This window comes from Kordia sp., assembly GCF_022447245.1.
Taxonomy (GTDB): Bacteria; Bacteroidota; Bacteroidia; order Flavobacteriales; family Flavobacteriaceae; genus Kordia.
The window spans coordinates 40,715-58,084 of record NZ_JAKVBC010000010.1; the positions used below are offsets into that span (position 1 = coordinate 40,715).

Genomic DNA, 17,370 nt, shown 5'->3' on the forward strand with positions numbered 1-17,370 from the left:
AAGATATTATAATTTTGAATATGGCTTTCGATTTCCCATTACGAAAAATTATTCATGTTGATATGGATGCGTTTTATGCATCTGTAGAGCAAATGGATAATCCTGAACTCAAAGGAAAACCGTTGGCTGTTGGTGGCGGAGCAAAGCGTGGTGTGGTAAGTGCTGCAAGTTATGAAGCTCGAAAGTTTGGTGTACGCAGTGCCATGAGTGGATTTTTGGCGAAAAAACGTTGTCCAGAGCTGATTTTTGTCCATCCACGATTTGATCGTTATAAAGAGATTTCTACTCAAATTAGAGCCATATTTTATGAATATACCGATTTGGTAGAGCCTTTGTCTTTGGATGAAGCCTATTTGGATGTCACACAAAATAAGAAAGGAAATCCGAGTGCTTCTTTGATTGCCGAAGAAATCCGTGCTAAAATTTTAAAAGATGTAGGTTTGACCGCTTCCGCAGGAATTTCCATTAATAAGTTTATTGCCAAAGTTGCTAGCGATTACAATAAACCTAATGGACAAAAAACCGTTCCTCCTGAAGAAGTCTTGGAGTTTTTAGAACAGCTAGATATCCGAAAGTTTTACGGTGTTGGAAAGGTGACTGCCGAACGTATGTACCAACTGGGAATTTTTACTGGAAAAGATTTAAAAGCAAGAGATGTTGACTATTTGACGGAACATTTCGGAAAATCAGGAAAGTTCTATTATAATGTTGTAAGAGGCATTCACTTAAGTGCGGTGAAACCTAATAGAATTGCAAAATCAGTTGGAGCAGAACGTACGTTTTCTGACAATTTGACCAGTGAAATTTTTATGCTAGAAAAGCTAGAAAATATTGCTAAAGAGTTGGAAAGACGTTTAAAAAAGTATTCCATTTCTGGAAAAACGATCACCTTAAAAATAAAATATAGCGATTTTACTGCACAAACACGAAGCAAAACTATTCGTTATTATATTTCAGATAAAAGCTTGATTCTAGAAACCGTGAAAGAGTTATTGTACCAAGAAAAGTTGAAAAACTCAGTACGTTTATTAGGGATTTCTTTAAGTAATTTGAATACCGATAAAAAAGAAAAAGCCACAAAAAAAACTGAACCAAAAAAAAGTATTTCAGTTCAGTTGAAGTTTGATTTTTAATATCCTAGCCTTGTTAGACTAGCTTAGATTATTGGGCATATTTTAAACGCTAGTTCGAGTGGTTTTTCATGTCATTGAGTTTGTTAAAATGAACAAAAATAGTATCGAGAAACGCTATGAAAAGAACTGTTTCTAAGCAGATCTCGATACAATAAATCACTGATTTTCCACTCAATCTGACGTTTAGAGTATTTTATAAATCTTTAAGACTATTTCACCGAAACTTTTGACATCACATACAACATTTCAGTTCCGATTTGTTCGGTACGTTCGTCATATTTTTCAGCTTCTTGTGGTGTTCCATCAAAAGCTTTAGGATCATCAAAAGGCAAGGCAATTCTAAAATCAGTTCCTGGAACAAATGGACAACCTTCGTCTGCTTCAGAACATACCATAATCGCAGAGAATTCCTGTGTTGGATTCGGAGCTTCTTCAAAACGCTTTGAAAACGCTTGGTACGCTTCCTGATCTTCTTTCCACTGAATTTTATAAATAGGATTTTCTGCCTCTACCAATTTTGAGACCTGAAAACCAATTCGTTTTACGGCAGCAATGGCATTTGGGTTGAAAGCAGTCGCTTCTGTCCCGCCTGAATACGTTTCTAATGCTGACAATTGGTAATAATCTGCTGCTGCTGCTAGCCATAGTTGTCCTAAATGACTTCTTCTAGAATTGTGTGTGCAAATCACAATCAATTTTGGCGTTTTTTGTTCGTCAAATTTCTTTTGAACGTAGGCAGATAGTGTTTCTAATTGTACTTTTCTTTCTTCAGCAATTGTATCGAAATTCTGTGTTAGTTTTTCGATGTTTTGTAGTAATTCGTTTAAAATCATATTGTATAAATTGGTATAACAAACTATTCTTCAGTGGCTTTTTCACCGTAAAAATCCAGCAATTGTTTATCTACACTATAACCGTCATATCCTAATGGAGAATGTGCATCGTATGTTTTATTTTCTGAGCGAATTGCGATATAGTATTCGTCAATTCCTGTTTCATCTTCTACATACGAATAGCAACTTAAAAGTGCATCAATAAATACATCTGTGGTGGAAGATTCTAAGGTTTCTAGCTGTGAAATTTGTAAAACCACCAGCAACTTCTCATCATTCCGCTTGGTAAAGTATTTTATAGCTTTTTTGTTGAGTCTTTTTTTGTTTTCTTGGTTTTTTGTGAGAATTTTTTCTCTTGCTGTTCAATGTAAATACCAGATTCCACACACTCTTTGGCGATTAACGTAAATGGATCGTCCTCAGAAACTGCATTTTTCACTTTTTTCATGTCCGCATATAAGTATTGATATCGAACATCCTTACTTTCTTCGGCTTCTATGTTTCTATCGACACAATACCCAATGATCATAAAAAATATGAAGATAATTAAGCAGCCATATCCTCCTTTTTTTAGTTTCTTTTTTATTTTTCATTGTATTCTTCGTCACTTACTGGTTGGTTTGCGTCGTTTTCTGCCATCATTTATGCAATACTGAGAGTTATGAAAAAGTATGCTTCAACACTAAAAAATGTCAAAGCATACGGTAATTTATATTTTTTGAGAAATCATTATTCAATTAAAGAAACACGTAGGGTGTTTACCATTCCTTTGTCGGTAATTGGCATAGCAGCCAAATTGATCAACATATCATCCTTTTTGACAAATCCTTTTTCTTTTGCGATTAGATTCACATCTTCAACAGTATCATCAGTACTTACAAATTTGTCGTAATAGAATGCTTTTACGCCCCAAAGTAGGTTTAATTGTGAAAGAATTCTTTTGTTAGAGGTAAATACTAAAATATGTGATGCTGGTCTCCAAGCAGAAATTTGAAATGCTGTATATCCACTGTTTGTCAATGTACAAATAGCTTTCGCTTTAATTTCATTTGCCATGTGTGATGCATGGTAACAAACTGATTTTGTAATGTATCTTTTTGTACGTATATGTGGTGGCGAATGTTGTACACTAATCAATGGAGAATCTTCAACACTTTTGATAATTCTTGTCATTTGCTGAATAACTTGTACTGGATATTTTCCTACAGAAGTTTCTCCAGATAACATTACCGCATCCGCTCCATCCATTACAGAGTTTGCAACGTCATTTACCTCAGCTCTTGTTGGTGTTAAACTCGTAATCATTGTTTCCATCATTTGTGTAGCAATGATTACAGGAATTCTTGCCTTTTTAGCGCGCAATACCAATTGCTTTTGAATCAGTGGCACTTCTTGTGCTGGTACTTCTACACCTAAATCGCCACGAGCTACCATTAAACCATCACAATACGCCACAATTTTATCAATATTTTCTACTGCTTCTGGTTTTTCTATTTTGGCAACAATTGGAATTTTATGATCCGAATGTTCATTGATAATGGCTTGTAAATCCATTAAATCTTGACTGTGACGAACAAATGAAAGTGCTATCCAATCTACTTCCTGACTAATCGCAAAGATGGCATCTTTCACATCTTTTTCAGTCAATGCAGGCAATGAAATGTTCGTATTTGGAAGATTTACTCCTTTTTTAGACTTCAATGGACCACCTTGAATTACTTTTGCCGTTACTTCCTTTTCTCCGTCTGAATCAACTACTTCAAAAATAAGTTTTCCATCATCTAACAAAATACGTTCTCCAGCTTTTACGTCTCTTGGGAAGTTTTGATAATTCATGTACACTCTCTCAGAAGTACCTTTGAACTCTTCTCCTGTACAGAATTTTATATGGTCCCCTGGTTCTACAATCACATCTTCTGACATGATCCCGACTCTCAATTTTGGCCCTTGTAAATCAGCTAATATAGAAGTGTTAAATCCGTGTTTTTCACTTAATTCTCTAATGATTGCAATACGCTCTTTTACATCTTCATAATTAGCATGCGAAAAGTTGATGCGAAATACATCTACTCCTTGCTCTATCATTTCTTTCATGACTTCTCTTGATCCTGATGCTGGTCCAAGTGTAGCTACTATTTTCGTCTTTTTTCCTTTTGGCATTACTCAAAAATTAAATTGTTCTTAGATTTTAGTTGGTTAGCTTCTAAAATGTATGCTGTAATTACTTCTGCGATAGCATTTATTTTAGAGAGTATAATTTTAGGGGATTTTATATAGCTTTCGCTAGATATTTTAACAAAATAATCAACCTTTTTACGTTCAGGAATTAAGTATTTTGAAACTGTTCTTTTTCCTTGTTGTTCAGAAAATAATGATCCTGCACTCGCAACTCGTTCTACTTCTTTTCTACTAATATTTGCAACCAAATTCCAAGTCACAAAGTTTTTTTCATCATCCCATTCATAAATAGAGAAAGAAGCTTCCATATAATTATAGTCTAAATCTTCCTGTTTCCTTGCTAATTTTAGATCTAAAGTCTTGTTTAATAAATACGCTAATCGATAATCTTCTGCTGAACAATGAATTGCTATCAACGTATAATTATCTTCTTCAAAATCATCCTCAAAGAGTTTATGAACTGCCATAAATCTTACAATTAACAATTGTAAATATATAATTTAATGACTACATAAAGGTTAATTTTTAGTAATGTTTGTAAAGATTTCGCAACGAAAACGTTATAGCTAATCAATTCTTTTTTTGAAATCGTAAAATCAGCTAGTTGTAATTCAGAAATTTGGAAAAAAGGGGAAGAATTGTTTGTGAAAATTAAACGTTAATTTGTTTTTGAAAGGCAAAATAAGCACGTTTTGATGCTTTTTCTTCTGCTTTCTTTTTGGAAGTAGCGCGTGCTTTTCCAACCACGCGATTGTCAATAAATAGTTTGACAGCAAAATGTTTTAATTCGTCGTTTCCGGTGTCTTCATATACGTCGTATTTAAAGTTCTTTTTTTCTTTTTGACACCATTCAATGAGCAAACTTTTGTAACTGATTACTTTTCCTTCTAGACGTTCAATATCTACATAAGGAGAAATTACGCGTAATTGAATGAATTTTTCACAGTATTTATATCCTTTATCTAAAAAAATGGCGCCTATTAAAGCTTCAAATAAGTTTCCATGAATGTTTTCACCGAAATTATCTTTGGGAATGCGAGAACGTACCAACTCAATGAGTTTTAAATCGCGACCTAACTCGTTTAAGTGTTCGCGACTCACAATTTTGGAACGCATTTTTGTTAAGTATCCTTCATTTCCAGACGGAACTTCTACAAAAAGATACGAAGAGATCACGCTACTAAGCATGGCATCTCCTAAAAACTCTAGTCGTTCGTAGTTTACAGAATTCCCTTTCGAGTCTTTCTGATTCATCGAACGATGCGTAAAAGCTTTCTTATAAATTTTCTTTCTTTTGGTCTTAAATCCTAGAATATCTTCAAGTTCAACAAAAAAATCCCCATCTTCATCAGATCGGGAGTTTAATATTTTGCGAACAAAATTCATGTATTAGTCTAACTTTTTAAATAATATACAAGCATTATGACCTCCGAATCCAAAAGTGTTACTCATTGCCACTTTTATATCTCGTTTTTGAGCTGTATTCAGTGTTAAGTTAAGACTCGGATCAATATTTTCATCTACCGTAGAATGATTTATTGTTGGCGGCACAATTCCGTGCTCTAGCGCCAATATTGACGCAATAGCTTCAATGGCACCAGCTGCTCCCAATAAATGTCCTGTCATGGACTTGGTAGAGTTGATATTTATGTTCTTAGCATGATCACCAAATACTTCGGTAATAGCTTTTAGCTCTGCAACATCACCTAACGGTGTTGATGTTCCGTGGGTATTGATATGATCTACTTCTTCAGGTTGCATTCCTGCATTTTCAAGACAGTTACGCATTACTGCCATTACTCCAATTCCATCAGGATGTGGAGCAGTCATGTGATATGCATCTGATGACAATCCGCCACCAATTACTTCTGCATATATTTTAGCTCCTCTAGCTTTTGCATGCTCATATTCTTCAAGAATAATGGCACCTGCGCCTTCACCTAATACAAATCCATCACGATTTGCATCAAATGGTCTAGAAGCTGTTTGTGGATCATCGTTTCGTGTTGACATGGCATGCATGGCATTAAATCCTCCCATGCCTGCAATGGTAACAGCGGCTTCACTTCCACCAGTTACAATCACATCACAATGTCCTAATCTTATGTAGTTTAAGGCATCAATCATTGCGTTTGCTGATGATGCACATGCAGATACTGTAGTATAATTTGGCCCCATAAATCCATGTTTAATAGAAATATTTCCAGGCGCAATATCTGCAATCATTTTTGGAATAAAAAAAGGGTTGAATTTTGGAGTACCATCACCATTGGCATAATTGATCACTTCTTCTTGAAATGTTTCTAATCCACCAATTCCTGCGCCCCAAACAACACCAACTCGTAGCTTGTTTATGCTATCCATGTCAAGTTTTGCATCTGCAATAGCTTCATCAGAAGCAACTACCGCATACTGCGAAAACTTATCCATTCTTCTTGATTCTCTTCTATGGATAAAATCTCCAACATTGAAGTTTTTAATTTCACAGGCGAATTTTGTCTTAAATTTTTCAGGATCAAAATGTGTAACTGGCGCAGCTCCGCTCTTTCCAGCGACAAGTGCATCCCAATATTCCTCTACGGTATTTCCGATTGGAGTCAACGCTCCTAAACCTGTAACTACAACTCGCTTTAATTCCATCTTTGATAAGTTCGTTTAAAATTAAGAAGAAATTCCTTCTAACAAAACATTAGAATGCAGCACATGCATTCTAATGTCGTTTTTAATATAGAAAATTTATTCTTTTCTTACTTTTTTGCTTCTTCAATGTAAGAGATCGCTTGACCAACAGTCGCAATGTTTTCTGCTTGATCGTCTGGAATTTGGATATCGAATTCTTTTTCGAATTCCATAATCAATTCTACAGTGTCCAATGAATCTGCTCCTAAGTCGTTAGTAAAGCTTCCTTCTGGAACTACTTCGTTCTCATCTACACCTAATTTGTCTACGATAATCGCTTTTACTCTTGATGCAATGTCTGACATAATCTTATAGTTTTTAAAATTTAATTGTTGGCAAAAATAAAAAACTTTAAATTAAAACAACATTTTGTACAGAAAATGTGTTCTAATTTACTAAATTTTTGGAATAAGTAATTTGCTTTTGCCTTCATTTTGTTAATAATTATTCTTTTTTTTGTCGAAACAACAGTTACTAAAATCCCACTCTTTTTATGAAGCGTATCGCAATTTTTGCTTCAGGTTCCGGAACTAATGCTGAAAATATTATTCGATATTTTCATGAGCAAAATAATGCTTCCGTTGTTCAAATTCTGACTAACAATCAGCATGCTAAAGTTTTAAATCGTGCTAAAAAACACAATATCAGCGGTTTAAGCTTCAATCGAACTGCTTTATACCGCAGCGATGATGTGTTAAATTTACTCCAAAACGCACAAATTGACTTAATTGTTCTTGCAGGGTTTCTATGGAAATTTCCTGAACATATTCTTGCTGCATTCCCAAACAAGGTAATTAACATACATCCTGCTTTGCTTCCAAAATATGGAGGAAAAGGCATGTATGGAGCACATGTGCATACTGCTGTGGTTGCAAATAAAGAAAAAGAAAGCGGTATAACCATACATTTTGTCAATGAAAATTATGATGAAGGTGCTATTATTTTTCAAGCAAAAACTGTTGTAACCGAAAATGACACACCAGAAACGCTTGCACAAAAGATTCATCAACTTGAATATAAACACTTCCCTGAAGTGATAGCGCAAGTATTAGAAAACTCATAGTTATGACAGACGTACATATTTATACCGATGGTTCCTCTAGAGGAAATCCAGGACCTGGCGGATACGGAATTGTCATGGAATGGGTTGGAAAACCGTATCGAAAAGAATTCTCTGAAGGTTATCGAAAAACGACCAATAACCGTATGGAATTGTTGGCTGTGATTGTGGCTTTAGAAAAACTAAAGTTTATGCATACTGAGGTTACAGTGTATACAGATTCTAAGTATGTAGTAGATTCTGTAGAGAAAAAATGGGTCTTTGGTTGGGAAAAAAAAGGATTTTCAGGAAAGAAAAACACGGATTTGTGGATTCGCTTTTTAAAAATTTATCGTAGACATATTATCCGTTTTCAATGGATTAAAGGTCATAATAATCATCCTCAAAACGAACGTTGTGACTTTTTAGCGGTAGAAGCGTCTAAAAAAGAGAAGTTAAAAATTGATAATTTCTTTGAAAACGAGCGTAACAAACTACTCTAAATAGTATATTTGGTATCATATTTGTATTTTTGAAATTATAATTCCCTCAAAATCAAACATGAAAATCTACATTGCTATTTTAAGTTTATTATTATGCACGCCACTTTTTGCCCAAAAAGATTGGAAGCTCAAAAAAGATAAGAACAACATTAAGATTTATGTAAAATCTTCAAAATCTAGCAGTTTAAAGTTATTTAAGGCAGAAATGACTGTCGAAAGCTCCATAGACGAAGTATTAAATGTCATTCTGGATGGAGACAAACTAAAAGATTGGAATTATAAAGCTTTGGATAGCAAGTTACTCAGTAAAACTTCAGACAGTGATTATTTAATTTGGCTTGCGATTGATCTTCCTTGGCCAGTTCGCAATAGAGATGTAGTGATTGCGCTCAAAATTCGTCGCATTGCACAAGATGTAGTAAAAATTGATATTACAGCAGCTTCAGAACGCTATGCTGAACAAGATGATTATTTACGAATTACCTATTTTGAAGGGTATTGGTTATTAGAACAAATAGGTAATACTGTAAAGATAACACATCAAATGCATGGTGATCCAGGCGGAAGCATCCCAAATTGGTTTGTAAATAGTACGATTACCAAAGCACCTTTTTACAACTTTAAAGCTCTAAAAGAACGTGTAGAACAGTAGATTTTCAGTACACTTTCTCTCAAAAAAATCACAAAAAAGATATCTAAATCCATAAGCTATTTTTCTTGGAAAAATTTTATGTAAGTTTGCAAAAAATTTTAATTCAAGAAATGAGCAAATTATTAATTGTAGGAACGGTTGCTTTTGATGCTATTGAAACACCATTTGGAAAAACAGATAAAATCTTAGGTGGCGCGGCTACATATATTGGTTTGTCTGCTGCAAACTTTAATGTAGATTCAGCAATTGTATCAGTTGTTGGAGAAGATTTCCCTCGGGAATACTTAGACATGTTAGCTGCTAGAAATATTGATATTTCAGGAATAGAAGTAGTTGAAGGTGGAAAAACATTTTTCTGGAGTGGAAAATATCACAATGATATGAACTCTAGAGATACATTGGTTACAGAACTAAATGTGCTAGCAGATTTTAATCCTGTAGTTCCTGAAAACTATAAAGATGCTGAAATTGTAATGTTAGGAAACTTACATCCTGGCGTACAAATGAGTGTGATTAATCAAATGACTGAGAAACCAAAATTAATTGTATTGGATACAATGAACTTTTGGATGGATTGTGCTTGGGACGATTTATTAGCTGTAATCAAAAAGGTTGATGTAATTACAATTAATGATGAAGAAGCGCGTCAATTATCTGGTGAGTATTCATTAGTAAAGGCTGCACAAAAGATTCATGAAATGGGTCCAAAATATGTAGTTATCAAAAAAGGAGAGCACGGAGCTTTGATTTTTAGTGACGGAAACATATTCTTTGCACCAGCATTGCCGTTAGAAGAAGTATTTGATCCAACAGGAGCCGGAGATACATTTGCAGGAGGATTTTCTGGATATCTAGCGAAGCATGAAGACATTTCATTCGAAAGCATGAAAAATGCCATCATTTATGGTTCTAACTTAGCTTCGTTTTGTGTAGAGAAGTTTGGAACCCAACGCATGGAATCGCTCACAAAAGAAGAAATCACAAATCGCCTGAAGCAGTTTAAACAACTGACTCAGTTTGAAATAGAAGTAAACTAAAAAAACGCGCTCAAAACTGAGCGCTTTTTTATTACAATACATACAACAACACAACACACACTACAACAATGAGTGACGCTTTGAAACACGAGTGCGGTATTGCACTTTTAAGGCTATTAAAACCATTAGAGTACTATAAAGAGAAATATGGTACTGCATTTTATGGCATCAATAAAATGTACTTGCTAATGGAAAAACAACACAATAGAGGACAAGATGGTGCCGGACTAGCAAGTATTAAGCTAGATATGAATCCAGGGGAACGCTATATCAGTAGAGTTCGTTCTAACCAACAACAGCCAATCCAAGATATTTTTGCGCAAGTAAATGAGCGTATCAATGCAATCATGGAAAAAACACCTGATATGAACGGTGATGTGGCTCGTCAGAAAAAAGAACTGCCTTATTTAGGTGAATTGTTTTTAGGACATGTACGCTATGGTACTTTTGGAAAAAATAGCATTGAAAGCGTGCATCCGTTTTTAAGACAAAACAACTGGATGCATCGTAACTTGATTGTTGCTGGAAACTTCAACATGACAAATGTAAATCAGCTTTTTGAGAAATTAATCTCCTTAGGGCAGCATCCCAAAGAAAAGGCAGATACCATTACAATTATGGAAAAAATTGGTCACTTTTTAGATGATGCTGTGGCCAAATTATACAAAAAGTTAAAGGCAGAAGGATACAATAAACAACAAGCTTCTCCACTAATTGCGGAGCGTTTGAATATTGCTAAAATCCTAAAAAAATCTGCTCGAGATTGGGATGGTGGCTACGCAATGGCAGGATTAATGGGTCATGGAGATTCTTTTGTACTGAGAGATCCAGCCGGAATTCGCCCTGCGTATTACTATCAAGATGACGAAATTGTAGTCGTTGCCTCTGAACGTCCAGTAATTCAAACTGTATTTAATGTAGATTTTGATGACGTGCAGGAAATTGATCCAGGAAATGCCTTAATCATCAAAAAAAATGGTACCGTTCAAACCAAACAGATATTAGAACCATTAGAGCGTAAAGCTTGTTCTTTTGAACGTATTTATTTTTCTCGCGGAAGCGATGCAGAAATTTATCAAGAACGTAAAAACCTTGGAAAATTATTACTTCCAAAAGTATTAAATGCCATCGATGATGATATAAAAAATACGGTATTCTCTTTTATTCCCAATACAGCAGAAACTTCCTTTTTTGGATTGACGGAAGCTGTAGAAGAATACTTAAACGAACGTAAAACTACTGAAATCTTAAACGGACAACGTTCATTGTCTGCTGAGAAAGTACGTGAAATTCTTTCCGAAAGACCACGGGTAGAAAAGATTGCAATCAAAGATGTGAAGCTTCGTACGTTTATTACAGAAGATAGTAGTCGTGATGATTTGGTTGCACACGTATATGATGTAACGTATGGCGTAATAAAACCAGAGGACAATCTGGTGATTATCGACGATAGTATTGTTCGTGGAACTACTTTGAAAAAGAGTATCATTAAAATGATGGATCGTTTGCATCCAAAGAAAATTGTCGTTGTTTCTTCTGCTCCACAAATTCGTTATCCAGATTGTTACGGTATCGATATGGCGCGTATGGAAGATTTAATTGCTTTCAGAGCTGCTTTAGAGCTATTAAAAGAGCGCAATCAATACGATTTGGTAGAAGAAGTATACCACAAATGTAAATCGCAAATAAATTTAAAAGACATAGATGTTCAAAATTTCGTAAAAGAGATTTACGATCCTTTTACTGATGAAGAAATATCTGAGAAAATAAGTGAACTTATCAAAACTGATAAAGTAAACGCAGAAGTGAATGTAATCTTCCAAAAAGTAGCCAACCTAAATAAAGCATGCCCAAGCAACTTAGGCGATTGGTATTTTACTGGAAATTACCCAACCAACGGAGGAAATCGTGTTGTTAACAGAGCGTTTATTAATTTTTATGAAGGTAATAAAGAGCGTGCATACTAAGTTTTTGAGACTCAATAAAAAAAGATTTTTTATTTGTAAGATTTTTTTGAATTTGAATATTGATTTCTTAAATAAAAGTTAAATCGTACACTTAGTCTAAAAAAAAGGTATTTGATCTGATTTATTAGTGCTTTTTTAACGAGTCTACTTACATTAGCATTGCCATAGCATAAGTAGGTTAAGTTCATGGTAAGATTTGGGGCAAAAAAAGGTGGCTTATCCCACCTTTTTTTATACACTAAAACGAAAAAAGACGAACATTCCTGCTCGTCTTCTTCTTATATATTTAAGAAAGTTATTTCTTATTTGTTTGCTGCATAGCGTCTTTCAACTTCATTCCAGTTAATTACATTAAAAAATGCTTTGATATAGTCTGGACGTCTGTTTTGATAGTTTAAGTAATACGCGTGTTCCCATACGTCTAATCCTAAAATTGGCGTTCCTCCACAAGTAACTCCTGACATTAATGGGTTATCTTGGTTTGGTGTAGAACATACTTCTACTTTTCCTCCTTTATGAACACAAAGCCAAGCCCAACCAGAACCAAATTGTGTAGCCGCTGCTTTGCTAAATGCTTCAATAAATGCATCTTTAGATCCAAATTCTGCTTCAATAGCATCTTTCAATTCTCCTGAAAGGTATCCTCTGTCTTCTGGATTCATTACTTCCCAAAAAAGGCTGTGGTTATAAAATCCTCCTCCATTGTTACGAACTCCTGCATTGCTCATATCTAAGTTCGTTAAAATATCTTCAATTGATTTTCCTTCTAAATCAGTTCCTTCAATTGCAGCGTTTAATTTGTTTGTATATCCGTTGTGATGTTTTGAATGGTGGATTTCCATCGTTCTTGCATCAATATTTGGTTCTAGAGCATCGTATGCATATGGTAATTTCGGTAATTCAAAAGCCATTATGTTTGTTTTTTTATTTAGTTAAACATTCGTTTTTATGTTAACAAAAATAATCATATATGTGGACATAATAAAACAAGGCAAAAAGATTCTATTAATGTTCACATAAAATTAATCTATTCTAAAAGAATATTTTCTACACAATACAGTACAATTTTTCTGAGCACAAACACGAATGACAACCGAACATTTTCAATATACTTACACATTAAATTAAAAAATACTACAAAATAATACATGCTTTTTTGAATTACTTTTCGTTTCTTTATCGTAGGGTAACAAATTAACCACTTGATACTCTATGTAATAAATGTTAACCATAAATTTTTAAATCATGAAAAAAAAGAATTTAATTAAGAAGTTACAATTAAAGAAATCACAAGTTTCCAATTTTAGTAAAGACGGAGTTGTTGGTGGATTTAGAAGTTTCAGAGTCAATTGCGGACCAATTGATCTTTCTGTTGTTGAAACTTGTTTAACAGATTGTGACCTCACAGTAACATGTACAAATTTCACAAACTGTAATGATGTGACATTTGCAAATTGTACTGTAAATAATTGTACAGGTGGAACTGGAGGTACAGGTGGAACTGGTGGAACTGGAGGTACAGGTGGAACTGGAGGAAACTCTGGTGGTATTTCTTGCCCAGGGTATCCATGCTAAGAAATAAAATTTAGTTGGTATACATCATAAAAATCCAGCTTTACGATAAAGCTGGATTTTTTTAATCTAACAAATGAATATGTTTTATAACCTAATAAAATATAAAATACCTTGTATTTAAGTACGCTTTTTCAAAATTCTTTTTATTACTATATTGTTAACTAACAAGTTAAACAATTGTTGGTTTTATTAATAAGTGTTAACAATAAATTTTTTAAAATCATGAAAAAAAGAATTTAATTAAAAAATTACAGTTAAAGAAAACGCAGGTTTCTAACTTTCAACAAGGCCAAATCGTTGGAGGATCTAGGTTTTTGTGTGGTCCAGTTGACTTATCATTATTAGAGACATGCAATCCGCAGTGTGATCTAAAAGTTACTTGTACACAGTTTAACACATGTAATGATGTGTCATTTTTAAACTTTACGGTATACAATTGTCCAACCAACAATTGTCCGCCAGCTACTAATGGCTGTCCATCTAACGGTTGCTCTCCAGGTGGATCTAACAAGCCATCTTGTCCAGACTTTAGCTGCTAAAAGCACTTGGGAAGTCAATCGATAGATTGGCTTTCTTTTTTTAAACTATCTTTGTTTTTAGTTTAAAAAATCTTCTGTGTCTACACCATTTATTATTTACAATGCCTCCGCTGGTTCAGGAAAAACGTATACACTCGTTAAAGACTATTTGCGCATTTTGCTTTCTTCCGTTCAAAAAGATATGTACAAGCAAATTTTAGCAGTTACCTTTACCAATAAGGCTGTAGCTGAAATGAAAGCACGTATTATTGAAAATCTCAATGCATTTTCTTTTGATGAAACCGCTAAAAATTCGTCCATGTTTATGGAATTGGCAGAAGATTTAAAACTACATCCTGCGAAATTTCAAAAAAAGTCAAAAGAAGTTCTCAAAAGTATTTTACACAATTATGCATTTTTTGAAGTCGTCACGATTGATAAATTCACGCATAGTGTCATAAGAACGTTTGCGTATGACTTGAAACTTCCACTAAATTTTGAAGTAGAACTCGACACAGATGCTTTATTGAATGAAGCCGTAGATCAATTGATTTCCAAAGCAGGAGAAGATAAACTCATATCAGATGTTTTAATAACATATGCACTAGAAAAAGCGGATGATGACAAAAGTTGGGATATTGCATTTGATTTGAATAAGATTGCCAAATTATTATTAAATGAGAATCAAAAGCCGCATCTACGAAAGCTAAAAGATAAAACACTTGAAGACTTTAATGAATTAAAAGAAGTTCTCAAAAAGAAAATCAATACGACTACTGAAGAACTTTCCAAAGCAGGAGAAACAGTGTTAGACTTGCTAGCGGATGCAGGATTAGAGTTCGATGATTTTCTGCGCAAAACCTTACCAAATCATTTCAAAAAAATTGCCAGCAAAGATTTTAATGAAAAAAGCCTATACGGTAATAAACTTGCAGATAATTTAGCGAACGGAAATGTGTACAAAAAAACCTTAGATCCAAGCAAAGCTGCTACAATTGATGGTTTATTGCCACAATTAACTGAACTCTATCATAGTTGCAAAGAAAACGTGTATGAATTGAGTTTTTTGAAGAATTTTTATAAAAATGCCACACCACTTTCTGTACTGAATGCCATTCAACAAGAGTTAGAAATCATCAAAGAAGAGCAAAATTTACTCTTAATTTCCGAGTTTAATACGCTAATAAGTGAGACTATTAAGGACGAACCTGCGCCATTTATCTATGAACGTTTGGGCGAAAAGTACAAGCATTACTTTATTGATGAGTTTCAAGATACGTCTGAAATGCAATGGCAAAATTTAATTCCGTTGATTTCAAACAAGCTTCAAACCGAAGCTCTAGCTGGACAAAGCGGTTCGTTAACTATTGTTGGTGATGCCAAACAATCTATTTATCGTTGGCGTGGTGGAAAAGCAGAACAATTTATTGGATTAAACAAAGAAGTAAATCCTTTTTTTGTTGAAAAAGCACCAAAAAATCTACCGAAAAACTATCGCAGTTATGATGAAATCATCAATTTCAACAATGAGTTCTTTCAACACATATCACAATTTTTTCATGATACAGCGTTTGAAGAAATATACAAGAATGGTAGTACACAAGAAACTAACGACAAAAAAGGTGGTTTGGTTTCCTTTGACTTTATAGAAGCGAAAACCGCAGAAGAAGAATTTGAAATTATTCCTGAAAAGGTAGTCGCTCAAATTGAAGAAACTCTCCAAAGAGGATTCGATTATAAAGATATTTGCGTGCTCACACGTAGAAAAAATGAGGGAATTGCCATTGCAGATGCACTTTCTTCCAAAAGTATCCCTATCATTTCCTCCGAAACTTTACTAATCAAACGTTCGCGAGCAGTACAATTCATTAATGATGTATTAAAATTAGTGATTCAGCCTAAAAATAATGAAGTCAAGCTGCATTTATTAAACTATCTGGCAACTGAAAAGCTACACATTTCAAAAACTCATGAGTTTTTAAAAGCACATGTACTTTTAGAACCTGAAGATTTGTTTGAAGCTTTGACTGATTTTGATTTCGACTTTACCTATTTCTTGCAATTATCGTTGTATGAAGCAGTAGAATATTGCGTACGCGCGTTTCAACTTACTGACGAATCTGACGCATACATTCAGTTTTTCTTAGATTTTGTATTGGAATATACACAAAAGAAACAATTGGGCTTTGCTGGTTTCCTTGAACACTGGGAAAAGAAAAAGAATCATCTCAGTATCATGGCTTCTGGTTCAGAAAACGCCGTGCAAATCATGACCATTCACAAATCCAAAGGTTTGGAATTTCCTGTGGTCATATTCCCGTTTGCCAATACCGATATTTATAAGGAACTGGAACCAAAACTCTGGTTTCCTATCAATAAGGATGATTTCAACGGATTTGAAGAAGCCTATTTAGACCTCAAAAGTACCGTAAAAGAATATGGCGAATTGGGAGAAACTTTATTTGAAGAACGACAATCGCAATTGGAATTGGACAATTTCAACATTCTATATGTAGCTTGTACACGACCTGTGCAACAATTGCATATTATCACCAAAAAAGATGTAGATCGTAACGGTAATGAACGCTTGCAAACATTTTCAGGCTTATTCATCAATTACTTAAAAGCAAAAGAACTTTGGAATAATGAACTAACTATATATAAATTTGGCGACTCAGCGGAAAATCTAGCAAAAGCAAATACATCGGACGACATTCACACCATTACACAAAAAAAATTCATCAGTACTGCCAAAGAAGATCACAACTTACACTTAATGACCAAACAAGGATTGCTATGGGATACTTCGCAAGAAGCAGCTATCGAAAAAGGAAATTTAATCCATGATGTCTTGGCACAAATAAAATATCCATCTGACATCGAATTTGTATTAGATGAATACATTAGCAAAGGAATTATTGACGATCAACAACGCGAAAAGCTAGAAGAAAGCATCAATCAAGTTGTAAATCATCCTGAAATAATAAGCTATTTCCATCAAGACAATACGGTTTACAACGAAAAAGACATTATATCAAAAGCTGGAAAAATTCTTCGCCCTGATAGAATTGTAGTCAATACCAACAATGAAACGGCTATTATTGATTATAAAACAGGAATGCACAATCCAGTATATGTTGAGCAAATCTATGAATATGCTGATACATTAGCAGATATGGGGTTTACTGTTTCCAAAAAAATACTGCTCTATATTAATGAGGAAATTATTGTTAAATATGTGTAATATCAGTGTCTG

18 protein-coding genes are annotated in these 17,370 nt (G+C 34.1%); 8 read left to right on the forward strand and 10 right to left on the reverse strand.

What is annotated here, in order from left to right; all coding sequences use genetic code 11:
* Positions 1–20: 20 nt before the first annotated feature.
* Complete coding sequence (dinB, locus tag MK119_RS08665; protein ID WP_290677064.1) at positions 21–1,133, forward strand: DNA polymerase IV; 1,113 nt, start codon at positions 21–23, stop codon at positions 1,131–1,133.
* 209 nt (positions 1,134–1,342) lie between these two features.
* Here the strand turns inward: dinB and MK119_RS08670 are convergent, their stop codons facing one another.
* The 8 genes from MK119_RS08670 to MK119_RS08705 form a co-directional block, all read right to left on the reverse strand.
* On the reverse strand, positions 1,343–1,966 hold the full coding sequence (locus tag MK119_RS08670) for a hypothetical protein (RefSeq protein WP_290677067.1): 624 nt from the start codon (positions 1,964–1,966) through the stop codon (positions 1,343–1,345).
* A 23-nt stretch (positions 1,967–1,989) separates the two neighbouring features.
* On the reverse strand, positions 1,990–2,226 hold the full coding sequence (locus MK119_RS08675; RefSeq protein WP_290677069.1) for a hypothetical protein: 237 nt from the start codon (positions 2,224–2,226) through the stop codon (positions 1,990–1,992).
* A 35-nt stretch (positions 2,227–2,261) separates the two neighbouring features.
* Entirely contained in the window at positions 2,262–2,495 is a 234-nt protein-coding gene (locus MK119_RS08680) for a hypothetical protein (protein ID WP_290677072.1), read from the reverse strand.
* 200 nt (positions 2,496–2,695) lie between these two features.
* Positions 2,696–4,126, reverse strand: coding sequence for a pyruvate kinase (gene pyk / locus MK119_RS08685; protein ID WP_290677075.1), 1,431 nt, complete (start codon positions 4,124–4,126; stop codon positions 2,696–2,698).
* The gene (locus MK119_RS08690; protein WP_290677078.1) at positions 4,126–4,611 is read right to left on the reverse strand and encodes an IPExxxVDY family protein; all 486 of its coding nucleotides are present in this window, start codon (positions 4,609–4,611) and stop codon (positions 4,126–4,128) included. Before MK119_RS08690 ends, pyk begins: the two co-directional genes overlap by 1 nt.
* Positions 4,612–4,795: 184 nt before the next feature.
* A complete protein-coding gene (gene rnc, locus MK119_RS08695) occupies positions 4,796–5,530 on the reverse strand; it encodes a ribonuclease III (RefSeq protein ID WP_290677081.1) in 735 nt (244 codons plus the stop codon).
* Between the two features lie 3 nt (positions 5,531–5,533).
* Positions 5,534–6,784: a beta-ketoacyl-ACP synthase II gene (fabF, locus tag MK119_RS08700; protein ID WP_290677084.1), complete on the reverse strand. Its 1,251-nt coding sequence runs from the start codon at positions 6,782–6,784 to the stop codon at positions 5,534–5,536.
* Between the two features lie 107 nt (positions 6,785–6,891).
* Positions 6,892–7,128 (reverse strand): acyl carrier protein, encoded by a 237-nt coding sequence (locus tag MK119_RS08705; protein ID WP_114901751.1) that lies wholly within the window; start codon positions 7,126–7,128, stop codon positions 6,892–6,894.
* A gap of 188 nt (positions 7,129–7,316) precedes the next feature.
* Between MK119_RS08705 and purN the strand changes: the two genes are divergently transcribed.
* From purN to MK119_RS08730, 5 genes are all read left to right on the forward strand, one after another.
* Positions 7,317–7,886 (forward strand): phosphoribosylglycinamide formyltransferase, encoded by a 570-nt coding sequence (purN, locus tag MK119_RS08710; protein ID WP_290677090.1) that lies wholly within the window; start codon positions 7,317–7,319, stop codon positions 7,884–7,886.
* Positions 7,887–7,888: 2 nt separating this feature from the next.
* Positions 7,889–8,365: a ribonuclease HI gene (gene rnhA, locus MK119_RS08715; protein ID WP_290677093.1), complete on the forward strand. Its 477-nt coding sequence runs from the start codon at positions 7,889–7,891 to the stop codon at positions 8,363–8,365.
* A gap of 58 nt (positions 8,366–8,423) precedes the next feature.
* A complete protein-coding gene (locus MK119_RS08720; protein WP_290677096.1) occupies positions 8,424–9,017 on the forward strand; it encodes an START domain-containing protein in 594 nt (197 codons plus the stop codon).
* A 110-nt stretch (positions 9,018–9,127) separates the two neighbouring features.
* The gene (locus tag MK119_RS08725) at positions 9,128–10,054 is read left to right on the forward strand and encodes a PfkB family carbohydrate kinase (protein WP_290677099.1); all 927 of its coding nucleotides are present in this window, start codon (positions 9,128–9,130) and stop codon (positions 10,052–10,054) included.
* 68 nt (positions 10,055–10,122) lie between these two features.
* Positions 10,123–12,021 carry a class II glutamine amidotransferase gene (locus tag MK119_RS08730; RefSeq protein WP_290677101.1) on the forward strand — a complete coding sequence of 633 codons (1,899 nt, stop codon included), beginning with the start codon at positions 10,123–10,125 and terminating at the stop codon, positions 12,019–12,021.
* Positions 12,022–12,323: 302 nt separating this feature from the next.
* Here the strand turns inward: MK119_RS08730 and MK119_RS08735 are convergent, their stop codons facing one another.
* Complete coding sequence (locus MK119_RS08735) at positions 12,324–12,932, reverse strand: superoxide dismutase (RefSeq protein WP_290677103.1); 609 nt, start codon at positions 12,930–12,932, stop codon at positions 12,324–12,326.
* Between the two features lie 334 nt (positions 12,933–13,266).
* Between MK119_RS08735 and MK119_RS08740 the strand changes: the two genes are divergently transcribed.
* Positions 13,267–13,596 (forward strand): hypothetical protein, encoded by a 330-nt coding sequence (locus MK119_RS08740; protein WP_290677105.1) that lies wholly within the window; start codon positions 13,267–13,269, stop codon positions 13,594–13,596.
* A gap of 280 nt (positions 13,597–13,876) precedes the next feature.
* Here the strand turns inward: MK119_RS08740 and MK119_RS08745 are convergent, their stop codons facing one another.
* Positions 13,877–14,107 (reverse strand): hypothetical protein, encoded by a 231-nt coding sequence (locus tag MK119_RS08745; protein WP_290677107.1) that lies wholly within the window; start codon positions 14,105–14,107, stop codon positions 13,877–13,879.
* Positions 14,108–14,211: 104 nt separating this feature from the next.
* On the opposite strand from MK119_RS08745, the gene MK119_RS08750 reads away from it, so the two are divergent.
* On the forward strand, positions 14,212–17,358 hold the full coding sequence (locus MK119_RS08750) for a UvrD-helicase domain-containing protein (RefSeq protein WP_290677109.1): 3,147 nt from the start codon (positions 14,212–14,214) through the stop codon (positions 17,356–17,358).
* Positions 17,359–17,370: the final 12 nt, after the last annotated feature.

Coding starts and splice junctions, on each gene's coding strand:
- dinB (WP_290677064.1), top strand. CDS start 21: ATGGCTTTCGATTTCCCATTACGAAAAATTATTCATGTTGATATGGAT.
- MK119_RS08670 (WP_290677067.1), bottom strand. CDS start 1,966: ATGATTTTAAACGAATTACTACAAAACATCGAAAAACTAACACAGAAT.
- MK119_RS08680 (WP_290677072.1), bottom strand. CDS start 2,495: ATGATCATTGGGTATTGTGTCGATAGAAACATAGAAGCCGAAGAAAGT.
- pyk (WP_290677075.1), bottom strand. CDS start 4,126: ATGCCAAAAGGAAAAAAGACGAAAATAGTAGCTACACTTGGACCAGCA.
- MK119_RS08690 (WP_290677078.1), bottom strand. CDS start 4,611: ATGGCAGTTCATAAACTCTTTGAGGATGATTTTGAAGAAGATAATTAT.
- rnc (WP_290677081.1), bottom strand. CDS start 5,530: ATGAATTTTGTTCGCAAAATATTAAACTCCCGATCTGATGAAGATGGG.
- fabF (WP_290677084.1), bottom strand. CDS start 6,784: ATGGAATTAAAGCGAGTTGTAGTTACAGGTTTAGGAGCGTTGACTCCA.
- MK119_RS08705 (WP_114901751.1), bottom strand. CDS start 7,128: ATGTCAGACATTGCATCAAGAGTAAAAGCGATTATCGTAGACAAATTA.
- purN (WP_290677090.1), top strand. CDS start 7,317: ATGAAGCGTATCGCAATTTTTGCTTCAGGTTCCGGAACTAATGCTGAA.
- rnhA (WP_290677093.1), top strand. CDS start 7,889: ATGACAGACGTACATATTTATACCGATGGTTCCTCTAGAGGAAATCCA.
- MK119_RS08720 (WP_290677096.1), top strand. CDS start 8,424: ATGAAAATCTACATTGCTATTTTAAGTTTATTATTATGCACGCCACTT.
- MK119_RS08725 (WP_290677099.1), top strand. CDS start 9,128: ATGAGCAAATTATTAATTGTAGGAACGGTTGCTTTTGATGCTATTGAA.
- MK119_RS08730 (WP_290677101.1), top strand. CDS start 10,123: ATGAGTGACGCTTTGAAACACGAGTGCGGTATTGCACTTTTAAGGCTA.
- MK119_RS08735 (WP_290677103.1), bottom strand. CDS start 12,932: ATGGCTTTTGAATTACCGAAATTACCATATGCATACGATGCTCTAGAA.
- MK119_RS08740 (WP_290677105.1), top strand. CDS start 13,267: ATGAAAAAAAAGAATTTAATTAAGAAGTTACAATTAAAGAAATCACAA.